Below are 22,489 nucleotides of genomic sequence, written 5' to 3' on the forward strand. Positions count from 1 at the left end.
GCGCTCATGATCGCAGAACTCGGACTTGTCGCCCTGTGGCTTTCGGCCGCGCTCGCCGTCTTGCAGATGGCCTCTGGCGCGATGGGCCTTGCGGGCGGGGACAACGCCCGGTTTGCAATCTATGCGCGCCCGGCTGCCGTGGTGCAGGCTTTCCTCGCGACGCTCGCTTTCTTCCTGCTGCTTTGGGCCTTTGCGATCACCGACCTGTCGATCAAGCTGGTCGCAACCAATTCGCATTCGGCCAAGCCGTTCATTTACAAGCTGACCGGCACTTGGGGAAACCACGAAGGCTCGATGCTGCTGTGGGTCGCGGTGCTTGCGCTCTCGGGCGGCTTGCTTGCTGGGCTTGAACGGCGGCTGCCCGAAAAGACGATGAGCGCAACGCTGGGCGTGCAGGGCTTCGTTGCGCTCGGCTTTTACGCATTTCTGCTCTTGTCCTCGAACCCATTCGAGCGGCTTCCGGTCCCCGCGCTTGAGGGGTCTGGGCTCAACCCGCTCCTTCAGGATATCGGCCTCGCGATCCATCCGCCCACGCTCTACGTCGGCTATGTCGGCCTTTCGGTTGCCTTCAGCCTTTGCATGGGCGCGCTAATCACCAAGCAGGTGACACCCGATTTCGCCAAGGTCATGCGGCCTTGGGTGCTGGGCGCCTGGGTGTTCCTCACCTTCGGCATCACGGCCGGTTCCTACTGGGCCTATTACGAGCTTGGCTGGGGCGGCTGGTGGTTCTGGGACCCGGTCGAGAACGCCTCGCTCATGCCGTGGCTCGCCGCGACAGCGCTGCTTCACTCGGTGAGCGTGCTCGCCGCACGCGACGCGCTTCGCACCTGGACGATCATGCTGGGCGTGCTCGCCTTCTCGATGTCGATGCTGGGCACGTTCCTTGTGCGCTCTGGCGTCCTCACCAGTGTCCATGCCTTTGCAGTCGATCCTGAGCGCGGGACGTTCATCCTCATCTTGCTTGGCCTCTATATCGGCGGCGCTCTTGGCGTATTTGCTCTGCGCGCCGGCAGCATCGCGGAAGGCAAGCGCTTCACCGCTACAAGCCGCGAGGGCGCGCTTGTGTTCAACAACGTGATGCTCTCGGCGATCCTTGCGATCGTGCTTCTGGGCACGCTCTATCCGCTGCTGACCGAGGCGTTCGACGTGCGCGTCAGCGTTGGCCCGCCATATTTCAACCCGGCAGGCGCGATCTTCGCGATCCCGATGTTCCTCGTGATGGCGGTTGGGCCGTTGCTGCGCTGGAAGGACGACAAACCGGCGCGCATCCAGTTTGAACTCGCAATGCTCGCTGCCGTGGTCATTGCGGTCTGCGCGCTCGTCGCGATCCTTGGCGATTACAGCATTCTCTCCGTTCTCGGTCTTGCGCTAGCCATCGGGCTTGGCATCGCCGCTTTCCTGCCGCTGCGCGGACGCAATCTGCGCCGTGTGCCCACCGCAACCTGGGGCATGGTGATGGCCCATTTCGGCGTCGCGGTGGCGCTGTTCGGTATGGCATGTGAAACAGCGTTCACCAGCGAGAAGCTTGCGGCCGTTGCGCCTGGCGGCGTTGAAGAGGTTGCAGGCTGGACCATCGAACTGGAAAGCGTCGACCCCGTCGCAGGCCCCAACTGGACTGCTGTCGAGGCCCGTATCTTCGCATCGCGCGACGGCGGAGAGCGGATCGAACTCAACCCGCAGGCGCGCAATTTCTGGTCGCCCTCGCAGGCCACCAGCGAAAGCGCGCTCGTCACCCGCTGGGATGGACAGCTTTACGCCGTAATCGGCGATCAGGCAGGCGTGGACGCCAATGGTAATACGCGCTGGCAGCTGCGCGTATGGTGGAAGCCGTTTGTGACCTTCATCTGGTATGGCGGTCTGCTGATCGCCTTCGGAGGCGTGTTGTCGATTGTCGGCCGCATCCGCGTCGACCTCAAGCGCCGCAATGCCAAGGCGCTCGGCGATGCGCGGCGTGAAGATATGGACGCGCTCAAAGGTGACAGCGTAAGCGGGGGCGGCCCCGTGCCGGAGCCTGCCGAATGAACCGCGCGCTCTACCTCATCCCGCTCGGCCTGTTCCTGTTTTTCGCTGGGCTGGCAGGCTACATGCTGACCCAGCCCAAGGCGGACCAGATCCCCTCGCAGATGATTGAGCAGCCGCTGCCAGAATTCACGCTCGAGCCTGCGCTCGGCGGGATGCCGGGCGTCAGCCGCGCAGATTTCGTCGGTGGCGAGCCGCGCCTTCTCAACATTTGGGCGAGCTGGTGCTTACCATGTATTGCCGAGGCTCCGCACCTTGAACGCTTGCGCGAAGAGGGCGTCGAGATCATCGGCGTCGCCGTGCGCGACCGGCCCGAAGCCGTCGCGAACTTCCTTGGCCGCTATGGCAATCCCTACACCCGGATCGGCGCAGACGAGATCAGCGAACTCATGATCCAGATCGGCGCATCGGGCGTGCCGGAAACCTACGTCATCGATGCAGAGGGCAACATTCGCTACCAGCATATCGGCGATGTGCGCGAAGAAACGGTGCCGCTTCTGCTTGAAAAGCTGGAGGAAGCGCGCTCGTGATCGACTTCTTGCGCCTCCTTTGTGCCGCCCTGGCGTTGATCGCGGCTCCGCTCGCGGCGCAGCAGTCGATGCCCGCAGCGCCCTATGCTTACACCCAGCTCGAAGACCCGGTGCTCGAAGCCGAGGCGACCGAGCTGATGGAAACGCTGCGCTGTCTCAAGTGCCAATCGCAGAGCATCAATGACAGCGATGCGCCGATGGCGGGCGACATGCGCCACCAGGTCCGCTCGCGGCTGTTGGCTGGGGAGAGCCCCGACGAGATTCGCAGCTTTTTGACTCAGCGCTATGGCGATTATGTGAGTTATCAGCCGCAGGTCAGCTCGACCACGTGGCCGCTTTTTGCGATCCCGCTGGTGTTGCTGGCGCTTGTCGGGCTGATCCTGCTGCGGCGGCTCGGCAAGAAGCGCTCTGACGGTGAGCCGACCCAATGATCGGCGCATGGTTGGGCATTCTCGCGCTGGCGCTGGTCAGCTTCGCAATCGCTGCCTTCACGCTGCGCCTGCCCAAAGAGGGCTATGCGGTGTTCGGCGCGACGCTGCTGTTCGGCCTCGCCGCATATGGGATGCAAGGCTCTCCCGGACAGCCGGGTAGTCCCAAACAGCCCGAAACGACCGAGCAGCGTTCGGGCGAGGAAATGGTCGAAGCGCGCCGCCAGCTTTTCGACTCGATGGCGCCCAAGCCCGATTATCTGATGCTGTCGGATGGCTTTGCCCGTCGCGGCAAGTTTGCGGAGGCCGCGCAGCTGCTCAGGCGCGGGTTGAATGACAATCCAGAGCATTTTGAGGGCTGGCTGGCGCTTGGTATGGCGCTGACGGGCCATGCAGACGGAGTTGTTACGCCGGCGGCTTTCTATGCCTATGGAAAGGCGCGCGCGATCGACCCGGCCAATCCGGGCGCGGATTACTTCCTCGCGGTGTCTTTCCTGAGGTCGGGCGAGATCATCGCCGCGCGAGACACCTTTGCGCGCCTTCTTGAGAACACGCCCGAAGATGCACCGTGGCGCGCGGATACCGAGGCGCAGGTCGCCCGGCTCGACCAGATGATCGCCAATGCGCCGATGCTCCAATAAGGGTCACGGGGCAGGGCGCGATGTTGCAGGTGCAAACCCGCGGTGCTAAGGGCCGCGACCTTGGCCGAGACGCGGCGTAATCCGCCATCTCGCGCGCAGCAGGATAGCCGCCACTTATGAGCGATAACGCAGCCTCCACTTCAACGAGCAATGGTCACGGGCATAAAGGCTCGAAGGCTGCGCTTGCGGTGGGCGCGATCGGCATCGTTTTCGGCGATATCGGCACCAGCCCGCTTTACGCGTTTCGTGAGACCTTCGCAGGCACTGCAAGCGTCGCGATTGACCGCATGCATGTGCTTGGCGTCGTCAGCCTGATCTTCTGGTCGATGCTACTCGTCGTGGCGATCCAGTACGTCACAATCCTCATGCGCGCCGACAACAAGGGGCAGGGCGGTTCGCTCGCGCTGGTCGCGCTGTTGTCGCGCCATATGGGTAAGTCGAAATATGGCTGGCTCGTGGTGCTGCTGGGCGTGTTCGCGACATCGCTATTCTACGGCGATTCTATGATTACGCCCGCGATTTCCGTGCTCTCGGCGGTCGAGGGCCTGACTGTGGTCGATGCTGGTCTTCAGCAATATGTGATTCCCATTGCGCTGGGCCTGCTCGTATTCCTGTTTATGCTTCAAGCGCGCGGGACGGCGAAGGTGGGCGCCCTGTTTGCGCCTGTGATGATCGTATGGTTTCTCGTGCTCGCGCTGCTGGGCGGGTGGCAGATCATCAACAATCCCGACATCCTGTGGGCGCTCAACCCGTATTACGCGGTGATGTTCTTCGTCACCGATGGCTTTGTCGCCTTCCTGGCGCTGGGCGCGGTGGTCTTGGCTGTGACGGGCTCCGAAGCGCTCTATTCGGACATGGGGCATTTCGGGCGGGGGCCGATGCGGCTTTCGTGGTTCGGTTTTGTCATGCCGTGCCTGCTGCTCAACTATTTCGGGCAGGGCGCGATGATCGCTGGCCTCCCGGCAGAAGAAGCGGCTGTCGTCGTACAGAACCCGTTCTTCCTGCTCGCCAGCGAAGAATGGCGCCTGCCGCTCGTCTTCCTCGCCACCGTCGCCACCTTCATCGCCAGCCAGGCCGTGATTTCGGGCGCGTTCTCGATCACGCATCAGGCGGTGCAAATGGGCTTCATGCCGCGCCTCTCGATCCTCCACACGTCCGAAACCGAGGGTGGCCAAATCTACATCCCGGTCGTGAACTGGGCGCTGATGGTTGCGGTCATCATCCTCGTGCTGACCTTCCAGAACTCGTCGAACCTCGCCAGCGCCTACGGCATCGCGGTCACGGGCGCCGTCACGATCGACACGCTTCTGATGGGCCTTCTCTTCGTCAGCGTGTGGAAGTGGAAGTGGTGGTACGCCGCGCCGGTCGTTCTTCTGTTCCTGATCGTCGATGGAGCATACTTTGCAGCCAACCTCACCAAGGTGCCCGACGGCGGCTGGTTCCCGCTCATGGTTGGCTTCATCGCATTCACGCTGCTGACCACCTGGTCGCGCGGGCGCAAGCTCATGCGTGAGCGGATGAGCGAGGTCGCGCTGCCGATGGAGATCTTTGCCAAGTCTGCCAAGAACTCGGCCCTGCGCGTTCCCGGCACCGCGATCTTCATGGCGTCGAGCACGGCAGGCGTCCCCTCAGCGCTGCTCCACAATATCAAGCACAACAAGGTGCTGCACGAACGCGTCGTCATACTGACCGTCGATATTCAGGATGTGCCCTATATCGACCCGTCCGAGCGATGCGAATACACCGACATGGGCGACGGCTTCTATCGTGCGGTGCTGCGATACGGCTTCATGGAGGAGACCGACGTGCCTCAGGGCCTCAAGGGCATGGGCATCTATTGCGGCGGCGACTTCGACATGATGCAGACCAGCTTCTTCCTGTCGCGCCAAACATTGCTTGCCTCGGACAAGCCAGGAATGCCGATCTGGCGCGAGAAGATATTTGCGTGGATGCTGAGAAACTCGGCCAGCGCGATGGACTTCTTCAAGCTACCGACCAACCGTGTGGTTGAGCTGGGCAGCCAGGTCGAGATCTAGCAGCATTCACGCCGTGGGCGGTTCGTCCTTGATCGCTTCTTCCTCACCCTCAAGGCTCAGCCCGTGCTTCATGAGCATCGGCAACTGGGTGAAGGTGAAAAGGAAGCTCAGCGGCATGAACACCCAGAATTTTGCCCAAAGCCAGCCTTCAAAGCTCATCTGGGCGCGCAGGACTTCGTTGAGGACCGCGAGCACGAGGAAAAACACCCCCCAGTTGCGCGACAGCTTGAGCCAGCCTTTGTCGGATAGCCCCTCGAACGCGGCTTCGAGCAGGATCTTGAGCAACGCGCGGCCCATGTAGAACCCTGCGAGCAGCGCGACGCCGAAGACCGCGTAGATGATCGTGGGCTTGAGCTGCACGAACACCGGATCGCCGAAGAAGATCGTCAGCGCGCCGAAGCCGACGATCAGCGCGGTCGAGAACCACAGCATCGGTGAAACCTTGCCGAGCCGCCACTTGGAGATGAGCAGCGCGGCAATCGCTGCGACCATGAAGGCACCGGTGCCGTACATGATCGCGAGCAGTTCACCCGCTGGATTGGGATCGGCAGGCGCGTTCCAGCGATAGACGCCGAGAAACACCAGCAACGGCCCGTAATCGACCGCGACGTTGAGCCAGCTTGATCCGGCTTTCTTGGCTTCTTCGCTCGCCATTAGGCCACTCCTGCAATCACGCGCGCGACCAGATCGGGGTCGAAGGGTCGCAGGTCTTCCATTTTCTCGCCAACGCCGATGGCATGGATCGGCAGGCCATATTGCTCGGCCGCTGCGACCAGAACGCCGCCGCGCGCCGTGCCGTCCAGCTTGGTCATGATGAGGCCGGTGACGCCCGCGACTTCCTGAAACACGTCAATTTGCGAAAGCGCATTCTGACCATTGGTCGCATCAAGGACCAGCACCACGTCGTGCGGGGCTTCCTCATTGAGACGGCCAAGGACGCGGCGGATCTTCGCCAGCTCTTCCATCAGCTCTTTCTTGTTCTGGAGGCGTCCGGCGGTGTCCACCACCAGCGCATCGATCCCGGTGTCGGTCGCTTGCTTCACCGCGTCGAATACGATCGAAGCGGGATCGCCGCCCTCGGGCCCGCGCACGAGGTCTACACCGGCGCGCTCTGCCCATGTGGCGAGCTGGCCGATCGCGGCAGCGCGAAACGTGTCGCCCGCTGCCAGGAGCACGCCGTAATCGTCCTCGGTAAAGAGGTGGGCGAGCTTGGCGATGGTGGTGGTCTTGCCCGAACCGTTGACCCCTATGACAAGGATCACTTGAGGGCGCGGGAAGGCGGTGATTTCGAGCGGTTTTGCCACAGGGCGAAGGATTTCGGCGATCTCTTCGGCGACCGCTTCCTTGAGCTCGCGCTGGGTGATCTCCAGTCCGAAGCTCTTTTCTTTCAGCTTCGCGCGGATGCGCGCCGCCGCTGCCGGGCCGAGGTCAGAGATGATCAGCGCGTCTTCGACATCGTCGAGCGTCGCCTCATCAAGCCGCGTCGCGACCCCAGTGAGGTTTGCGCCAAGACGTTCGGAGGTTTTGCGAAACCCGCCGAGCAGCCGGTCGCTCCAGCTGGTACTCATCTAAGCAGGCCTCCTTCAATGGCGTGCGGTGTGATTGATACGATGCGTCCGGCAGGAGTGCCCTCGGGCAGGTCCACCCGCGCATAGGAGGGCGCATAGCCCGTGCCGTCGCGTTCGGCGAGGACTTCGAGGTTTTCGCCCACAAGCGTGGTGAGCCACGCGGCGCGGCGCTCAGCGACCCGTTCGCGCAGTTCCGCGGCGCGCGCCTTCACGATGCGGCGGTCGACCTGCGGCATGCGTGCGGCCGGCGTGCCGGGGCGGGGCGAATAGGGGAAGATGTGGCCGTGAACGATGTCGAGTTCGTCGATGATCGACAGGTTTGCGGCGTGATGCTCGTCGCTCTCGGTCGGGAAGCCGGCGATCAGATCTGCGCCGATGGCGATCTCGGGGCGGCGCTGCTTTATTCGCGCCACGAGGTCCACCGCGTCAGCGCGCGAATGGCGGCGCTTCATGCGCTTGAGGATCAGGTCGTGCCCATGCTGGAGCGAGAGATGCAGGTGTGGCATCAACCGCTTCTCGCTGGCGAATAGTTCGAACAGCGCCTCATCTATCTCGATCCCGTCGAGCGACGACATACGCAGGCGGGGCAGGTTGGGAAATTCGTTCAGCACAGCGCCAACAAGGGCGCCAAGCGGTGGGGTGTCGGGCAGGTCATGGCCCCAACTGGTCACGTCAACACCGGTCAGCACCGCTTCCTTCGCGCCAAGGTCAAGGTGATGCTCAACCTCGCGCAGGACCTCGGCAATGGTCATCGAACGGCTTTTACCGCGACCCTGCGGGATGACGCAGAATGTGCAAGCGTGGTCGCAGCCATTCTGGACCGCGATGAAAGCGCGCGTGCGAGTGGGCGGGGGAGGCGCCTCGGGCAACGGCACGTTCCAACTACGCGGGTCGAGTTTTGATGCGTTGGCGATCAGCCCGTCGACTTCGGGCATGGCCGCAAGCTGGTCGCGCTCGATATCGGCAGCGCATCCGGTGACGATCAGCCGCGCATCGGGGCGTGCCGCGCGCGCTTTACGGATCGCCTGCCTCGTTTGGCGAACGGCCTCGCTGGTCACGGCGCAGGAATTGACGACGACAACGTCGCCAGCGTCGGCGAGCATGCCCTTCATCCGCTCGCTCTCGGCAATGTTGAGGCGGCATCCAAGGCTGATGACTTCCGGAGCACTCACGCGAAATCATTCCATTCGAAGCTGCCGCGGAAGCTCTCGGTCGCAGGGCCGGTCATGACGATGCTTTCGCCGCGCTCCCACGCGATTTCAAGGTCACCGCCGGGGAGGGAGACGGTCACCGGGCTCTTCATGTGCAGACGCGAGATTGCTGCCACTGCCGTTGCACATGCACCGGTGCCGCAGGCGCGCGTGAGACCGGCACCGCGCTCCCAAACGCGCAGTTTCAGGTGATTATCACTCAAACGGCTCGCGACATTCACATTGATGCGTTCAGGAAAAAGGGCGTCGGTCTCGATTTGCGGGCCAAGCTCGGCAAGATCGACCGCATCGGCGTCCTGCACGAAGAAGATCACATGCGGGTTGCCAACATTGACCGCGATCCCCGCCTCAAGCTCGCCCCAGCCAACCGGCATGTTGGCGGTGTCCATCGCGTAGGCGAGTGGGATCGCATCCCATTCGAAGCGCGGCTCGCCCATATCGACGCTCGCGCCGCCTTGAGCAGGTTCGAGCCTGATCGCTCCGCCTGCTGTTTCGACGGTTGCCGGCGAGCCATGCAGCATCGCGACAGCGCGGCTCGCATTGCCGCAGGCTTCGACCTCGCCGCCGTCAGAATTGTAGATTCGCATACGGAAATCGTGATCGTCGCTCGGCTCGAGCACGATCAGCTGATCGCAACCGACCCCGGTGTTGCGGTCGGCAAGCGCGCTGGCCGTGGCGTTCGAAATGGCAGGCAGGGGCGTCTCGCGCGCATCAAGCACGACGAAATCATTGCCGAGGCCGTGCATCTTGGTGAAGTCTACGCGCATAGCCCCGCGCATTTATGCATCGCGCGGCCCGGCGTAAAGGTTAGTGAGGGCAAAGGAAGCGCAACCGCGCGCCAACTATTCGTTGACGATGCGTTTGCCAGAGGGCTGCGGCAACTCGTGGTGCTCTTCTTCTTCCTCGACGCTTTCCCGCGCGATGGGAAGTTCTGGCGCTTGATCGCGGGCAAGGCGGCCAGCGCTTTTCAGGCGCCGTGCGACTTCTTCGGCATTTTCGGGCTGGCCATAGTAATAGCCCTGGCCCTTGAGCTTGCCCATTTTCTTGAGCGCGTCGAGGATCTCTTCGTCCTCGATGCCTTCTGCAGTGATGGGCAGTTCGAGACCTCGGCCCAGCGAAACAATCGCATCGACGATCCTTGATTTCGTCGAAGGATTGCGCAGTTCACCCACAAAGCTGCGGTCGATCTTGAGCCGGTCAAAGGGCAGCGTGCGCAGCTGTTCGAGACTTGAATAACCAGTCCCGAAATCATCAAGGCTAACGCGCACACCCTGGTTGCGAAGGCTCGTAATGATCGAACGGACCATGCCAATGTTTTCGTGCAGGCAGCTTTCAGTGATCTCGATCTCGAGACGATGCGGCGGAAAATTGTGCTCGGTCAGTGCCTTGAGGATCTTTTGCGCGAACCACGGGTCGCGCAGTTGCACCGGCGAGATGTTGATCGAAAGCGTGAGTTCTTCGTGCCATTCGCGAGCATCGATGAAGGCCTGCGACATCAATTGGTCAGACAGTTCGGTGATGACCCCGATATCTTCGGCGACAGGAATGAAGATCTCCGGGCTGACCTTGCCCATCGTCGGCGAATGCCAGCGGGCAAGCATTTCGAAGCCAACAAGCTCACCGCTTTCGATATCCACTTGCTGCTCGTAGTACGGAACGAATTCCGAATTCACGAGGCCGCGGCGAATTCCCGACTCCAGTTCGTGGCGGAAACGCAGCTCGTCTTCCATGCTCGGTTCGAACCAGAAGTAGCGGTTTTTGCCTTCCTTCTTGGACTGATACATCGCCATGTCAGCGCGCTGCATCAGGGCATCGGAAGTGGCGACGTCCGGATCAATGCAATTGTCTTCGTAATCCGACGTTACCCCGATCGAGATTGTCGCATCGATGCTGATCCCATTGTGTTCGAACGGGACGGCCATGCTTTCGAACAGACGCACCACCAGATCGTCAACACGCTCGCGGCTCACTGGGTCGTAGGGCGTGACAAAGGCGAATTCATCGCCGCCAAGGCGAGCAAGGCGGGCTTCCTTTGGCAATTGATTGCGAATGCGCGATGCCATCTGGACAAGCACGGCGTCGCCAATCGAATGACCATGCATGTCGTTGATCTGCTTGAAGTTATCAAGGTCGATCATAATGTATGCAATTGCCAGACCGCGTGTCTTCGCGAACTCCTGCAATGCGCTGGTTGCCCCTGCCATGCTGCGGCGGTTCAGGCATCCGGTGAGCGGGTCGATCTCGGCCAGTTCCCGTGCCCGTTCCTCGGCGCGGCGACGTTCCTCGATCTCGCTTTGCAGATCGCGATAGCGACGCCAGCAAAAGATGATCAGGACGATGTTGAGAAGCAGGGCGCTGACCAGAAGATTGTCCGGCGAGCTTCCGTTACCCAAAAGGGAATTGATCGCGGCCGGAACCACTGAAGACCCCGTCGCCACGAACAGGATGATCGCGGCAATTGCTAGCCCCAGAGCAACAAGGTCGCGCTCTGCGCTTCCGATCGCATTGTCAGTCTTAGTCTTGGCCAATGTTATGTTCTGCCAATGCCGCTTTGGGCACGCCCCTTATGAAAGACCTCTGCGTGTAATTGCTCAGACATGTTGAAATTTCCGTTAACCCTTGGGGAAGGCTGACTTCGAGGGGTGGAAGAGCGGGCGTCGGCGCACTAGGTCGGAGCGGCGCAAGCACGCTATGCAGACCTGCAAACAAGGAGAGCAAGTACATGCCCAATTACTGGCTGATGAAGTCCGAACCCTTCAAATACAGCTGGGACGACCTCGTTGCCGAGGAAGAGGGCACATGGGACGGCGTGCGCAACCATTCGGCGAAGCTGAATCTAAGAGCGATGGAAGTGGGCGACGAAGCCTTCTTCTACCATTCGCGCGAGGGGCTTGAGATTGTCGGCGTTGTCGAAGTGACGGTCGCGGGGATCGGGGATCCGACCGATGAAACCGGCAAGTGGGCAGCGGTGAAGATCAAGCCAAAGCGTAAATTCGACAATCCGGTGACGCTCAAGCAGATCAAGGCCGAACCCAAGCTTGCCGATTGCGAACTGGTTCGCCTTTCGCGTCTCTCGGTTGCCAAGATCAAGCCGGACGAGTGGAAGCTGATCTGCAAGATGTCCGAAGGGTAGGACTGTCTGTTCGACTGGATTGGAACGATAATCCTTGCGCTCCGTAAGTTGAGGGAAACACCCCCTAAACACGGAGACAGACATGAACAGGTTCGAAGGCAAGCGCGTACTCATCACCGGCGGCACAAGCGGCATGGGGCTGGCAGGCGCGAAGATGATCGTTGCCGAAGGCGGCGAAGTCGCCGTGACCGGCACCAGTCAGGATCACTTGGACGAAGCGGGCGAGGCGCTGCCTTCAGGCTCGCTGGTGCTTCGCAATGACGCTTCCGACCCCGAAGCGGCAAAGGAGCTTGGAGCCAAGGTCAAGGAACAGATGGGCGGCATTGACGGGCTGTGGCTCAATGCAGGTTTCGGCAAGTTCGGCCCGAACAAGCAGGTCGACAAGGACATGTTCCGCGGCATGACCGACGTGAACGTGATGGGACCGTTTCTCCAAATGGCCGAGTTGATCCCGGCAATCAACGAAGGCGGTTCGGTTGTCGTGACCGCTTCGGTCTCGCCTTATCTCGGCCAGCCCATGGGCGCGGTCTATGCCTCGACCAAGGGCGCGATCCGAGCCGCCTCGCGAAGCTGGGCTTCGGACCTTGCCGATCGCAACATTCGCGTGAATTCGATCGCACCGGGCCCGATTGAGACCAACTTCTTCGACGGCATGGGCCTTGATGAAGAACAGGTCGAAGAGATGAGCGAGCAGATCAAGAATCAGGTTCCGCTCGGCCGCTTTGGTAATTCGGAAGAGGCTGCGCAGGTCGCCCTGTTCCTGCTGTCCGATCAGGCATCCTACGTTACCGGTTCGGAATATATGGTCGATGGCGGAATGACGCTCAGATAAGCCTGTTCGCCGCAAAATTTGGAACGAAACGCCCCCGTTCGCTGTCTGGTGATCGGGGGCGATTTTGTAGCAACATCAAGGAGCTAGACCATGGGTGAACTGACCGACAAGATCAAAGGCAACTTCAAGGAAGCCAAGGGTGAGCTGAAGCAGCAGTCCAATGACCCGGAAACCCGTGCCGAAGGCAAGGCCGAGGAAATGGAAGGCAAGGCCGATCAGGCCAAAGGCGAAGTGAAGGGCGCTCTTGGCGACGATATCTAAGCCGCCAGTTCAAGAACAATCGAAGGCCGCTCCCAGCGAATGGGGGCGGCCTTTCTGTTCCCATGTCAGGCCTTGGCTCTGAGCCCGCTTACCGTCGCGCCGCTGGCTGCGAGTTGCTCGACGTCGATCTTCATGTGGATGAGGCGAAGGCCAATCCGTTCCTTGGCTTCGGTTAGCGCGGCGGTGAATTCCTGTGTCGTGGTGGCGGTAGCGCTCCACGCGCCAAAGGATGCGCCGAGCATCGCAAAATCGGGGTTTGAAAGTTCCGTACCCGAAACCCGCGCCGGATATTCGCGCTCCTGATGCATGCGGATCGTGCCGTATGCGCCGTTGTCGACCACCAGAACGATCAGGTTTGCGTTGTATTGCGCTGCGGTCGCCAGCTCCTGTCCGTTCATCAGGAAATCGCCATCGCCCGCGACGGCGACGATTGTCCGGTCCGGAAAACGCAGCGCGGCTGCAACCGATGCGGGCACGCCATATCCCATCGCGCCTGCGGTAGGGGCAAGCTGGCTCGGATAACCGGCATAGCGCCAGTACCGGTGCCACCACCCGGCAAAATTTCCCGCTCCGTTACAAATGATCGTATCGGCAGGCAGCGTCTCGCGCATGGCTGTGACGCAGGCCCCCATATCGAGGGCAGGGGGATTGTCCGAAACCTTGTGAGAGGCCCACGCTTCCCATTCCGCGTGAGCTTCCTTTCCGGCGTCGAAGGGAATGATCGAATGGTCCTCCCACAGCGCGGCAGCCTCGGCAAATTCGTCCACCGCGCAGGCGAGCCCCAACTCGGTCAAATAAACCCGGCCAAGTTCGTTTGGATCGGGATGGACGTGAACAAGCAACTGGTCAGGATGATCGGTCGCCGGGAAGCTGTAGCCATCGGTCGTCGCTTCACCCAGCCGCGCTCCCACTGCGAGGACGAAATCGGCCTCCTTCACGCGCTTCACGAGCGCAGGGTTGGGGCCATATCCGAGGTTGCCAGCGTAGACTGGCGAGTCTGGCGAGATCGCGTCCTGCCTGCGAAACGCCGTCGCAACCGGCAAGCCGACGCTTTCGGCAAAGGCCTGGAAATGTTCGCGTGCCTTGGAGTTCCAGCCTGCGCCACCGATGATGGCGATGGGACTGGCCGCATCGGCAAGCAGCGCGAACATCGCCTGCATAGCGTCGGGACACACGGCCTGAGCCGGGCGGACGGTTGCCGGACGCGGCTTGATGTCGGCGCTGACGGGATCGCACAGCATGTCTTCCGGGAGCGCGAGCACCACGGGGCCCGGCCTCCCGCTCACCGCAACGGAATAGGCGCGCGCTACGTATTCGGGCACTCGGGCGGGGTCATCGATACGCGCAGCCCATTTGGCGATCGGGCCAAAGAACGCTTTGAAATTGACTTCCTGAAAGCCTTCACGATCGCGCATCGGGCGCGCGACATCGCCGACGAAGAGGATCATCGGCTGGGAGTCCTGATGGGCGACGTGCACGCCGATCGACGCGTTGGTTGCGCCCGGTCCGCGAGTGACAAAAGCGATACCGGGGCGAAGGCAATCGCCCGCAGCACTCATCGCGCCATCAGCGCACGCCATGAAGGCTGCTCCGCCCTCTTGCCTACACACCAAGGTTTCGATGTCCGAACGTTCGTGAAGCGCGTCGAGAACTGCGAGAAAGCTCTCGCCCGGCACGGTGAAAATCCGGTCAGTGCCTTGTTCTTTCAGGCAATCGACCAGCAATTCGGCGGCGGTCTGAGTCGCTTGGCTCACATGTGCTCTCCTCTTGTCCGCGCGCTTAGCCGGGGCACGGCAAACTGGCAAACACGCGCTTCTTGGCGTTCCACCGATTAACCACGAAATCGGCTAACTGTCTCCATTTTGGGCAGGGGAAATCGCGGCCTCGTAAACTCTTAAGAAAGTGTTAACGCTTGGCCCTATGAAACAAAGCAAAGTCGCAATCGATACAATCCTCAACGCACCGGCTGGCCCCGAAATTGAGCGCAGGCGCCTGCTTGGGCGAAAGCGTCGTTCTCTCGTCCTGACACAGGAAGGCGCTGGCCACCCGTTTCGTCAAAGCCTGCCTCCGCATGTCACTGCTGATTTGATCGAAGAGCCGGCTGAGAGCCTGTGGCGCTTTACCGCTGACGATATGCGCGGTTTTGCGAGCGTCTATTTCGCTGCGTTTGCAGCGATGCTCGTCTTTATCATGTGAGACTTATTCGGCTGGAGCAGCGTCTGCGAGGCTCTTGGCCGCCGCTGCATCCTTCTCGGCGCGGAACAAGAGCATGCCCAGCCATGCGGAAATGACCGTCATCGCGCCTGCGAAGAGCAATTGCTCAACCACCGGGATGCCGAGGCCAGTTAGCCCGATTGCGATCAGCGAGCCCACCACCATGGCGAGCGAATTGACGATGTTGTTCGCGGCAATGGTTCGGCTTGCCGCGTCATGCGCACACCGGGTGGTGAGAAACGCGTAAAGCGGCACAACGAAGAAACCCCCCGCAGTCGCGATACCGAGCAGCATGAGTGAAAGAGGGATCGCAAGCGGCTCAAGAATCCAAAGCTGGATTGGCAGCAATTCGCCAGAGGCATTTGGCGTCCAAGCCTTCGAGACGAGGTAAAAGCCGATCACGAAGATGCCCATGATGATCACGGAAGCGGGCGAGTAACGCGCCGATACGTCGCCTTTCAAAAGCGCGTTGATGCCGATCGAACCGATAGCGATGCCGATCGAGAAGATGACGAGGAACAGGCTCGCCACTTCCTTGGAGGCAAGCAACTGGTTCTTGGCAAGCGGCGGGAACTGGATGAACAGCACGGCGCCAATCGTCCAGAAGAAACTGATCGCGATGATCGCCAGGAAAATCTCGCGATTATGAGCGGTGTCTCGCACCAGCTTGTAGCTCATCATCGCCTGGTCGGCGATCGCGACAAAGGGATAGCCGAGCCAGCGCATGAGTTTGCTGCCCACCTTCTCGCGGTAAGGCTCGAGCAGCGGGTAATGCATCTCGTAATCGCTCTGCGGCGGCGCATCGGGCACGTAGCGGCTCACCCAGTAGCCGATGAAAGCGGTTATCACGATCAGGACCATTGCGATCTCGACCGCGATGAATCCGGCCAGAATCGTACCGGTCAGAATGGCGATATACGTCCCCGCCTCGATCAACCCGGTTCCGGAGAGAACCTCTTCCTTCTTGAGGTGCTGTGGAAGAATTGCGTACTTGATGGGCCCGAGGAAAGTCGACTGCGTGGCGGCAAGGAATACGACAAAGAGCAGGAGCGGGATGGCAACCGTGTGCACCATGATCCCCTGCCACGCCATGAAAAGGCCAATCGCGCCGAGTGATGCCCACCCGATCTCGCATATCTTGACGATGCGGATGATCCGCGCCTTGTCGCGCGTGTCGGCAAGTTGCCCGGCAAGCGCCGAAAAGACCACGAATGGGACGATGAAAATGACCGATGCTAGGCCGCTGAACAGCGCTTCTTGCTGCTCGTCATTGTAGACCGTGTAGACCACGAACAGGACGAGTGCGGTCTTGTACAGATTATCGTTGAAGGCATTGAAGAACTGCGTGACCATAAGCGGCAGAAAGCGCTTACGGCGCATGAGGTGCGTCGATGTGGTCATGCGTTAAAGCAGTTGTAGCCCGTTCTCTCTTCTGTTCCCCACATAGCGACGATGCGGAGGGGAGCAAGGGCGAGGAAGTATAGCTGTTAGCAGAACGTTGAGGATCATTTGCTTGGAGCATCGCCCGCGCTAAGGGGGAAACGAAGATGCTGACGCTGCCCAACATCCTGACCCTTTCGCGAATTTTCGCAGTGCCGCTGCTCGGTTTCCTGTTGTGGTGGCCGGACTGGCAGCTCGGCTACCTGATCGGTTTTGCGCTTTATTGCGTGATTGCGATCACCGACTTTTTCGACGGCTATCTGGCGCGAGCACAGGGGACCGTGTCGAAACTCGGCATCTTCCTTGATCCGATTGCGGACAAGATCATGGTCGCCGCCGTGATCCTGATTCTGACCGCGCAAGGTTTCCTGAGAGGTCCGTATGTCGGCGATATGCACGTCATCGCGGGGCTTGTGATTCTTATCCGCGAGATCACGGTGAGCGGTTTGCGCGAGTTTTTGGGCGGCATCCAGGTGTCAGTCCCGGTTACGAAACTCGCAAAGTGGAAGACGACGTTTCAACTGGTCGCTCTTGGCGCGCTGATCCTGGGCGGAGCTGTTCACGGGCAGCCATGCCAGTCGCCCGGGGCCGCCTGCGCTAGCGTTGAAGAAACATGGATCCATGTCGTCGGCCTCGCCAGCCTCTGGGCTGCCGCCGTGCTGACCTGCATCACAGGTTGGGACTATCTGCGGGTCGGCCTCAAGCACATGGAATGAAGCGGCGAAAGCACTAGCTAGATCATGGACCGCAGCATGGCGTGGCTCGAGACAACCGTGTCAGCCCCGTTCGCCATCAGCCGCTGCTCCAATCCAGCGTCGCAATGACCGCCTCCGGTGAAGCCTATTGCTGTCATCCCGGCTGCTTTCGCGGCGCGAACTCCATTTACGCTGTCCTCGATGACCACGCATTTCGCGGGCGCTGTGCTGGTTTGCTTCGCTGCGTGCAGGAACAGGTCCGGCGCGGGTTTCCCGTTCTCCACATGATCGGCTGAATAGATGTGCGGCGCGAGAAGATCGAAGAGCCCTGCAATCTTCAGCTTCTTGGTAAGCCGATCAAAGGGGGCAGACGAGCCAACGGCCACCTTACCGCCAAATGCTTCGATCAACGAGGGCACACCGCTGATCGGCAGCAATTCGACCTGCACACGCTCCCAGATCTTTTCCTGAAGTTTGTCGCCGAAGTCAGATGGCAAATCGCCGCCTACTCGGCTGGCATGGTCGCTGCGCAGCTCTGCGTAAAAGTCGGGATTGGACAATCCGACGAACCGGGTCAGATATTCCGTCAGATCGTATTCAAGCCCCATCTTGGCGAGCAACTCACGCTCTACCGTGATGTGGATGATCTCAGAATCGACCAGTACTCCGTCGCTGTCAAAGATGATCGCATCGAATTCGCGCAGCTTCATGCCGGTGTCAGCCAGCCCGAAGCTCATCCGCCAGCAACCTGAAATCCGCCTCGCGCGGTGAATTCTTGCGCCAAGCCAGAACAATCTCGCGCTTGGCGTTGTCGCTTTCCACAGGCCTTGCGACAACTTCGGTGCCGTTCAGGATGCCAGCGTCAATCGCCATTTCTGGCAGCATGGTGAGGCCGAGGTCGTTATCGACCATCTGGACCAGCGTGTGCAGGCTCGTGCCGATCATGCTGGCGCTGGCGCGCAGTTCTGAGCGGTTGCAGGCGGCGAGCGCGTGATCGCGCAGGCAGTGGCCGTCCTCAAGCAAGAGCAGGCGCCCCTGGTCGATCATGTCGGGCGGAATTGTCGCTGGTGGATCGCGCGGGTCGTCCTTGGGAAAGGCAACGAACAGCGGGTCATCCGCGATGTGAACCCAGTCCGCCTCGCCCGTGTCGAACGGTAGCGCAAGCAGCACGCAATCAGCCCTGCCATGCTGGAGAGATTCAAGTGCGTCGTGCGATGTCTCTTCGCGCAGCATCAATTGCAGGTCTGGGCGCTCCTTTTTGAGGCGCGGCAAGAGACGCGGGATCATGAAGGGAGCGATGGTCGGGATCACGCTCATGCGCAGCTGACCCGAGAGCGGCTTACCGGCCGCTTGCACCAAGTCGGACAATTCCTCCGCCTCGCGCAGCAACTTGTTAGCCTTCGCCACGACTTGCTCCCCCAGAGCGGTGAAGCGCACGACGCGGCGCGAACGCTCGACCAAGGTCACGCCCAGGAGCGATTCAAGCTCGCGAATGCCGGCCGACAAAGTCGACTGCGACACGAAGCTCGCATCGGCAGCGCGGCCGAAATGGCCGTGCTCATGCAGCGCGACGAGATATTGCAGTTGCTTGATCGTGGGGAGGTAAGTGCTCAAGGCCGATTCACTCCGCCGCCAGCGCTTCTTCCATGCTCGCCTGCATGTCGTCGATGTGGGTCATGGTAAGCTTGCCGTCCTTGACCGCAAAAGCGAGCTTGCCCTCGACCAGTTCGAGCGCATCCTTGCCGAACACGTCATAGCGCCAGCCCTGCAGCACCTTGAGATCGCGAACACCGGCTGCGAGCGCTTCCATCTCGTCTGCGCGGGTGAGCAGGCGGGCGGCCACGTCGATTTCGCGGGCGCGGATTTTGAGGAGCAGTTTGAGCAGGTCGGCGACCAGAGCGCCTTCCTTGCCGAGCGGCGCGCCGCGTTTCATCTTTTCGGGCATTTCCGACTTGGGCAGCGGCTCGGCATCGCCAACCACCTTCATCAGGCGCTTGCCAATGTCGTTGTCCTTCCACGACGCTGAAAGTCCGCGCACCTTCGCGAGATCGCCCTGTTTCTTGGGTGGGTGCGAGGCAATGTCGGCGAGCGTTTCGTCGCGCATAATGCGACCGCGCGGAATGTTCTTGTGCTGCGCTTCGCCCTCGCGCCATGCGGCAAGGGCTTTAAGGCGGCCAAGCACCTGCGGATTGCGGCCCGGCTGGCGGATACGCTTCCATGAAGTGTCGGGATCTACGATGTAGTTCGACGGGTCGGCGAGCTTTTCCATCTCAGCATCGAGCCAGGCGCCGCGTTCGGTCTTCATCAGTTTCTTGAGAATCTTCGGGAAGATCTTCGACAGGTGCGTCACGTCACCGATTGCATATTCAATCTGGCGGTCGGTTAGCGGACGGCGGCTCCAGTCGGTAAAACGCGCGCCCTTGTCGACCGTGATGTTCAGCCAGTGGTCGACGAGATTGGCATAGCCGATCTGTTCGGACTGGCTGATCGCCATCATCGAGATTTGCGTGTCGAAAATGGGGAAGGGCGTCTTGCCCGTCATGTTGACGATGATCTCGACGTCCTGACCGCCAGCGTGGAAGACCTTCAGAACCTCATCGTTCTCGGTCAGCAGTTCGAGCAGGGGCGACAGGTCGATCCCGTCAGCCAACGGATCAATCGCCGCGGCTTCTTCAGTGTTGGCGATCTGAACCAGGCACAGTTCAGGCCAATAGGTGTTTTCGCGCATGAATTCGGTGTCGACGGCAACGAATTCGGATTGGGAGAGGCGCTCGCACAGGTCTGCCAGAGCGTCGGAAGTTGTAATGAGGTCGTGTATTTTCATGTCTATCGTTTCTAGTGTTTTGAGCGGAGTGCCGCTCTCGGGCCTTTATCGACCCAGCAATTCGAGAGGTGCGCGACTTGACAAAGCGCAGGTCATGCCCTGTTAGCGCGCGCATATCCACGTGGGACAATTTGTCCTACGAGACGCTGGCGCGCCCTTAGCGCCATACACCCAAACAGGACAAGAATTTAGATGCACGCCTATCGTTCCCACACTTGCGCACAGCTTTCGGCTGAAAATGTCGGCGAAACCGTCCGTCTTTCGGGCTGGATGCACCGGAAACGCGACCATGGCGGCGTGCTGTTCGTCGACCTACGCGATCATTACGGCATTACGCAGGTCGTGGCGGACGAGGATTCGCCCGCGCTCCCCGTGCTTGAAAAGCTGCGCGCCGAATCGGTTGTGACCATCGACGGCGAAGTGAAGGCCCGCACGCCCGAAACGGTGAACAAGGATCTGCCGACCGGCGAAATCGAGATTTTCGCACGCTCGATCACGGTTCAGAGCGCCGCCGACGAGCTGCCGATGCCGGTCGCGAGCGGAGAAGAGTATCCGGAGAACATCCGCCTCAAGTACCGCTTCCTCGATCTTCGCCGCGAGGTCATGCACCGCAACATCATGCTTCGCAGCCAGGTCATCACCTCCCTGCGCCAGCGCATGATCGGGCAGGGCTTTACCGAGTTCCAGACCCCGATCCTCACCGCATCGAGCCCCGAAGGCGCACGCGACTTCCTCGTGCCGAGCCGCATGCACCCGAACAGCTTCTACGCGCTCCCGCAGGCGCCGCAGATGTTCAAGCAGATGCTCATGGTGTCGGGCTTTGATCGCTATTTCCAGATCGCGCCGTGCTTCCGCGACGAAGACCTGCGGGCCGATCGCAGCCTCGAGTTCTACCAGCTCGACTTCGAAATGAGCTTCGTCACGCAGGAAGACGTGTTCCAGGCATTGGAGCCGGTGCTTGCTGGCGTGTTCGAGGAATTTTCGGGCGGCAAGACCGTCACGAAATCGGGCGAGTTCCCGCGCATTCCATACGCCGAGGCGATGCTCAAGTATGGCACCGACAAGCCCGACCTGCGTAACCCGCTGATTATCAGCGACGTCACCAGCCACTTCGAAAAGAGCGGTTTTGGCCTGTTTGAAAAGATCGTCGGCGGCGGCGGTGTGGTTCGCGTCATCCCGGCTCCCGAGACCAACGAGAAGAGCCGCAAGTTCTTCGACGACATGAACAACTGGGCGCGCTCCGAAGGTTTTGCTGGTCTCGGCTACGTCACTCGCAAGGGCGGCGAGTTTGGCGGTCCGATTGCCAAGAACCACGGCCCTGATCGCATGGAAGAGCTCTACAATGAGCTTGGCCTTGGCCCGGATGACGGCCTGTTTTTTGCCGCCGGCAAGGAAAAGGACGCAGCCAAGCTTGCGGGCGCGGCCCGCACGCAGATCGCCGAACAGCTCGAACTGATCGAACAGGATTGCTTCAAGTTCTGCTGGATCGTCGACTTCCCGATGTACGAATACGACGAGGAAGCGAAGAAGGTCGATTTCAGCCACAACCCCTTCTCGATGCCGCAAGGCGAGATGGAAGCGCTGGAAAGCATGGACCCGCTCGAAATCAAGGCGTGGCAGTACGACATCGTCTGCAACGGCTACGAGCTCAGCTCGGGCGCTATCCGGAACCACAAGCCGGAGATCATGTACAAGGCTTTCGAGATCGCGGGATACGACAACGCGACCGTCGACAAGGAATTTGGCGGCATGATCGAAGCCTTCAAGCTAGGCGCGCCGCCGCATGGTGGTTCGGCTCCGGGTATCGACCGCATCGTGATGCTGCTCGCTGGCGAGGAAGCGATCCGCGAAGTCATCGCTTTCCCGATGAACCAGAAGGGCGAGGACCTCATGATGAGCGCGCCTTCCAAGGCAACGCCAGCGCAGCTGCGCGAACTTCATCTGCGCCTCGTCGAACCAGCGCAAAAGGCACAGCCAAAGGCCGATATCGTCTCGGATGAAAGCTGACAGAAAAATGGGGCGCCCTTCCGGTGTGGATGGGCGCCCTAGTTTTTTTGGGACAATTATATTCTTAAAGTGGTGAGCGGAGCGCAGCCCAAGGCTGGCGATGCGTAGGCGCCGCTCAGGCGCGCTCGACGCTCATACGCAGGTCCCCACCTGCGATTGGTGTCATTCGGTTACGCGTACTGCTTTTCCAGCATGTCGCTGAACCGTTCGCCTTCCGAAATTTCCTGATACGTCTGCTGGATCAGGCTGCGGAAAGAGGCATCGAGATTGTCGTCTTCGAGTGCATCGCGGAACTTACCGGCGATGTAGTCTTCGCCTTCTTCCACGCGCTCGACTGCGGCTTCGTTTCCGTTCTCAAACGAGTCGGCAATGCTCATGAAAGTCTGATGTGCCGATGCGGTCATGCTCGACGACGTAATTCGTTCTTCGCCATTGCTCTCAAGCGCCGAATTCAGCTTCGAAAGCGTCTGTTCGCGCGAGTTCAGGCGGCGGTTAAGCGCATCCTTCAGTGCGGGGCTGTCTGCCTTGTCGACGGCCTTGCGATAGCCTTCGACGGAATCGTAGGTAGTCTGGGTAAGCGATTTAAGAGTGTTGATATTACTCATGGGTCTCCTTGATGGGGTTCGTGGAGTTAGCATTGCGCCGTCCGC

General features: G+C 60.7%; 22 protein-coding genes. 11 read left to right on the plus strand and 11 right to left on the minus strand.

The window, feature by feature from the left end; genetic code table 11:
* Positions 1 to 6 precede the first annotated feature (6 nt).
* The 5 genes from NAP1_RS02830 to NAP1_RS02850 all read left to right on the plus strand — a co-directional run bounded on the left by NAP1_RS02830 (position 7) and on the right by NAP1_RS02850 (position 5,654).
* Complete coding sequence (locus NAP1_RS02830) at positions 7 to 2,022, plus strand: heme lyase CcmF/NrfE family subunit (protein ID WP_007163709.1); 2,016 nt, start codon at positions 7 to 9, stop codon at positions 2,020 to 2,022.
* On the plus strand, positions 2,019 to 2,549 hold the full coding sequence (locus tag NAP1_RS02835; protein ID WP_007163710.1) for a DsbE family thiol:disulfide interchange protein: 531 nt from the start codon (positions 2,019 to 2,021) through the stop codon (positions 2,547 to 2,549). Before NAP1_RS02830 ends, NAP1_RS02835 begins: the two co-directional genes overlap by 4 nt.
* Positions 2,546 to 2,980, plus strand: coding sequence for a cytochrome c-type biogenesis protein (locus tag NAP1_RS02840; RefSeq protein WP_007163711.1), 435 nt, complete (start codon positions 2,546 to 2,548; stop codon positions 2,978 to 2,980). The genes NAP1_RS02835 and NAP1_RS02840 overlap by 4 nt, the downstream gene beginning before the upstream one ends.
* Positions 2,977 to 3,618 (plus strand): tetratricopeptide repeat protein, encoded by a 642-nt coding sequence (locus NAP1_RS02845; RefSeq protein WP_007163712.1) that lies wholly within the window; start codon positions 2,977 to 2,979, stop codon positions 3,616 to 3,618. The genes NAP1_RS02840 and NAP1_RS02845 overlap by 4 nt, the downstream gene beginning before the upstream one ends.
* A gap of 116 nt (positions 3,619 to 3,734) precedes the next feature.
* Entirely contained in the window at positions 3,735 to 5,654 is a 1,920-nt protein-coding gene (locus tag NAP1_RS02850; RefSeq protein WP_007163713.1) for a potassium transporter Kup, read from the plus strand.
* Positions 5,655 to 5,660: 6 nt separating this feature from the next.
* On the opposite strand, the gene NAP1_RS02855 is transcribed toward NAP1_RS02850, so the two are convergent.
* The 5 genes from NAP1_RS02855 to NAP1_RS02875 form a co-directional block, all read right to left on the minus strand.
* Complete coding sequence (locus NAP1_RS02855) at positions 5,661 to 6,308, minus strand: inner membrane-spanning protein YciB (protein WP_007163714.1); 648 nt, start codon at positions 6,306 to 6,308, stop codon at positions 5,661 to 5,663.
* A complete protein-coding gene (ftsY, locus tag NAP1_RS02860; protein WP_007163715.1) occupies positions 6,308 to 7,222 on the minus strand; it encodes a signal recognition particle-docking protein FtsY in 915 nt (304 codons plus the stop codon). Before ftsY ends, NAP1_RS02855 begins: the two co-directional genes overlap by 1 nt.
* Complete coding sequence (locus tag NAP1_RS02865) at positions 7,219 to 8,394, minus strand: MiaB/RimO family radical SAM methylthiotransferase (protein WP_007163716.1); 1,176 nt, start codon at positions 8,392 to 8,394, stop codon at positions 7,219 to 7,221. Before NAP1_RS02865 ends, ftsY begins: the two co-directional genes overlap by 4 nt.
* The gene (gene dapF, locus NAP1_RS02870; protein ID WP_007163717.1) at positions 8,391 to 9,200 is read right to left on the minus strand and encodes a diaminopimelate epimerase; all 810 of its coding nucleotides are present in this window, start codon (positions 9,198 to 9,200) and stop codon (positions 8,391 to 8,393) included. Before dapF ends, NAP1_RS02865 begins: the two co-directional genes overlap by 4 nt.
* Before the next feature lie 75 nt (positions 9,201 to 9,275).
* A complete protein-coding gene (locus tag NAP1_RS02875) occupies positions 9,276 to 10,961 on the minus strand; it encodes a bifunctional diguanylate cyclase/phosphodiesterase (RefSeq protein ID WP_007163718.1) in 1,686 nt (561 codons plus the stop codon).
* Between the two features lie 194 nt (positions 10,962 to 11,155).
* On the opposite strand from NAP1_RS02875, the gene NAP1_RS02880 reads away from it, so the two are divergent.
* The 3 genes from NAP1_RS02880 (at position 11,156) to NAP1_RS02890 (ending at position 12,659) form a co-directional block, all read left to right on the plus strand.
* Positions 11,156 to 11,566 carry an EVE domain-containing protein gene (locus tag NAP1_RS02880; protein WP_007163719.1) on the plus strand — a complete coding sequence of 137 codons (411 nt, stop codon included), beginning with the start codon at positions 11,156 to 11,158 and terminating at the stop codon, positions 11,564 to 11,566.
* Between the two features lie 82 nt (positions 11,567 to 11,648).
* Complete coding sequence (locus NAP1_RS02885) at positions 11,649 to 12,398, plus strand: SDR family oxidoreductase (protein WP_007163720.1); 750 nt, start codon at positions 11,649 to 11,651, stop codon at positions 12,396 to 12,398.
* A gap of 90 nt (positions 12,399 to 12,488) precedes the next feature.
* Complete coding sequence (locus NAP1_RS02890; RefSeq protein WP_007163721.1) at positions 12,489 to 12,659, plus strand: CsbD family protein; 171 nt, start codon at positions 12,489 to 12,491, stop codon at positions 12,657 to 12,659.
* Positions 12,660 to 12,724: 65 nt separating this feature from the next.
* On the opposite strand, the gene NAP1_RS02895 is transcribed toward NAP1_RS02890, so the two are convergent.
* Entirely contained in the window at positions 12,725 to 14,413 is a 1,689-nt protein-coding gene (locus tag NAP1_RS02895) for a thiamine pyrophosphate-binding protein (protein WP_007163722.1), read from the minus strand.
* A gap of 166 nt (positions 14,414 to 14,579) precedes the next feature.
* On the opposite strand from NAP1_RS02895, the gene NAP1_RS02900 reads away from it, so the two are divergent.
* Positions 14,580 to 14,855 carry a hypothetical protein gene (locus NAP1_RS02900; RefSeq protein ID WP_007163723.1) on the plus strand — a complete coding sequence of 92 codons (276 nt, stop codon included), beginning with the start codon at positions 14,580 to 14,582 and terminating at the stop codon, positions 14,853 to 14,855.
* Positions 14,856 to 14,858: 3 nt separating this feature from the next.
* Here NAP1_RS02900 and NAP1_RS02905 read toward each other — a convergent pair whose 3' ends face one another.
* Positions 14,859 to 16,274 carry an MFS transporter gene (locus NAP1_RS02905; RefSeq protein WP_007163724.1) on the minus strand — a complete coding sequence of 472 codons (1,416 nt, stop codon included), beginning with the start codon at positions 16,272 to 16,274 and terminating at the stop codon, positions 14,859 to 14,861.
* Positions 16,275 to 16,420: 146 nt separating this feature from the next.
* On the opposite strand from NAP1_RS02905, the gene pgsA reads away from it, so the two are divergent.
* A complete protein-coding gene (gene pgsA, locus NAP1_RS02910) occupies positions 16,421 to 17,029 on the plus strand; it encodes a CDP-diacylglycerol--glycerol-3-phosphate 3-phosphatidyltransferase (protein WP_007163725.1) in 609 nt (202 codons plus the stop codon).
* Between the two features lie 17 nt (positions 17,030 to 17,046).
* On the opposite strand, the gene NAP1_RS02915 is transcribed toward pgsA, so the two are convergent.
* From NAP1_RS02915 to rnd, 3 genes are read right to left on the minus strand one after another with little or no spacing between them, the layout of a single operon-like run.
* Positions 17,047 to 17,745 (minus strand): HAD family phosphatase, encoded by a 699-nt coding sequence (locus NAP1_RS02915; RefSeq protein ID WP_007163726.1) that lies wholly within the window; start codon positions 17,743 to 17,745, stop codon positions 17,047 to 17,049.
* A complete protein-coding gene (locus NAP1_RS02920) occupies positions 17,726 to 18,622 on the minus strand; it encodes a hydrogen peroxide-inducible genes activator (protein WP_007163727.1) in 897 nt (298 codons plus the stop codon). The genes NAP1_RS02915 and NAP1_RS02920 overlap by 20 nt, the downstream gene beginning before the upstream one ends.
* A 7-nt stretch (positions 18,623 to 18,629) precedes the next feature.
* Positions 18,630 to 19,832: a ribonuclease D gene (rnd, locus tag NAP1_RS02925; RefSeq protein WP_007163728.1), complete on the minus strand. Its 1,203-nt coding sequence runs from the start codon at positions 19,830 to 19,832 to the stop codon at positions 18,630 to 18,632.
* A 192-nt stretch (positions 19,833 to 20,024) separates the two neighbouring features.
* Between rnd and aspS the strand changes: the two genes are divergently transcribed.
* Entirely contained in the window at positions 20,025 to 21,839 is a 1,815-nt protein-coding gene (gene aspS, locus NAP1_RS02930; protein ID WP_007163729.1) for an aspartate--tRNA ligase, read from the plus strand.
* A 170-nt stretch (positions 21,840 to 22,009) separates the two neighbouring features.
* Here aspS and NAP1_RS02935 read toward each other — a convergent pair whose 3' ends face one another.
* Complete coding sequence (locus NAP1_RS02935; RefSeq protein ID WP_007163730.1) at positions 22,010 to 22,444, minus strand: PA2169 family four-helix-bundle protein; 435 nt, start codon at positions 22,442 to 22,444, stop codon at positions 22,010 to 22,012.
* Positions 22,445 to 22,489: the final 45 nt, after the last annotated feature.

Origin of the sequence: Erythrobacter sp. NAP1 (genome assembly GCF_000152865.1) — a bacterium.
Taxonomy (GTDB): Bacteria; Pseudomonadota; Alphaproteobacteria; order Sphingomonadales; family Sphingomonadaceae; genus Erythrobacter.

Excerpts from the sequence above, each read along its gene's own strand:
- ftsY (WP_007163715.1), bottom strand. The coding sequence starts at position 7,222 with ATGAGTACCAGCTGGAGCGACCGGCTGCTCGGCGGGTTTCGCAAAACC.
- NAP1_RS02855 (WP_007163714.1), bottom strand. The coding sequence starts at position 6,308 with ATGGCGAGCGAAGAAGCCAAGAAAGCCGGATCAAGCTGGCTCAACGTC.
- NAP1_RS02915 (WP_007163726.1), bottom strand. The coding sequence starts at position 17,745 with ATGAGCTTCGGGCTGGCTGACACCGGCATGAAGCTGCGCGAATTCGAT.
- pgsA (WP_007163725.1), top strand. The coding sequence starts at position 16,421 with ATGCTGACGCTGCCCAACATCCTGACCCTTTCGCGAATTTTCGCAGTG.
- rnd (WP_007163728.1), bottom strand. The coding sequence starts at position 19,832 with ATGAAAATACACGACCTCATTACAACTTCCGACGCTCTGGCAGACCTG.
- NAP1_RS02900 (WP_007163723.1), top strand. The coding sequence starts at position 14,580 with ATGAAACAAAGCAAAGTCGCAATCGATACAATCCTCAACGCACCGGCT.
- NAP1_RS02850 (WP_007163713.1), top strand. The coding sequence starts at position 3,735 with ATGAGCGATAACGCAGCCTCCACTTCAACGAGCAATGGTCACGGGCAT.
- NAP1_RS02935 (WP_007163730.1), bottom strand. The coding sequence starts at position 22,444 with ATGAGTAATATCAACACTCTTAAATCGCTTACCCAGACTACCTACGAT.
- NAP1_RS02890 (WP_007163721.1), top strand. The coding sequence starts at position 12,489 with ATGGGTGAACTGACCGACAAGATCAAAGGCAACTTCAAGGAAGCCAAG.
- NAP1_RS02885 (WP_007163720.1), top strand. The coding sequence starts at position 11,649 with ATGAACAGGTTCGAAGGCAAGCGCGTACTCATCACCGGCGGCACAAGC.
- NAP1_RS02845 (WP_007163712.1), top strand. The coding sequence starts at position 2,977 with ATGATCGGCGCATGGTTGGGCATTCTCGCGCTGGCGCTGGTCAGCTTC.
- NAP1_RS02830 (WP_007163709.1), top strand. The coding sequence starts at position 7 with ATGATCGCAGAACTCGGACTTGTCGCCCTGTGGCTTTCGGCCGCGCTC.
- aspS (WP_007163729.1), top strand. The coding sequence starts at position 20,025 with ATGCACGCCTATCGTTCCCACACTTGCGCACAGCTTTCGGCTGAAAAT.
- NAP1_RS02905 (WP_007163724.1), bottom strand. The coding sequence starts at position 16,274 with ATGACCACATCGACGCACCTCATGCGCCGTAAGCGCTTTCTGCCGCTT.
- dapF (WP_007163717.1), bottom strand. The coding sequence starts at position 9,200 with ATGCGCGTAGACTTCACCAAGATGCACGGCCTCGGCAATGATTTCGTC.
- NAP1_RS02835 (WP_007163710.1), top strand. The coding sequence starts at position 2,019 with ATGAACCGCGCGCTCTACCTCATCCCGCTCGGCCTGTTCCTGTTTTTC.
- NAP1_RS02880 (WP_007163719.1), top strand. The coding sequence starts at position 11,156 with ATGCCCAATTACTGGCTGATGAAGTCCGAACCCTTCAAATACAGCTGG.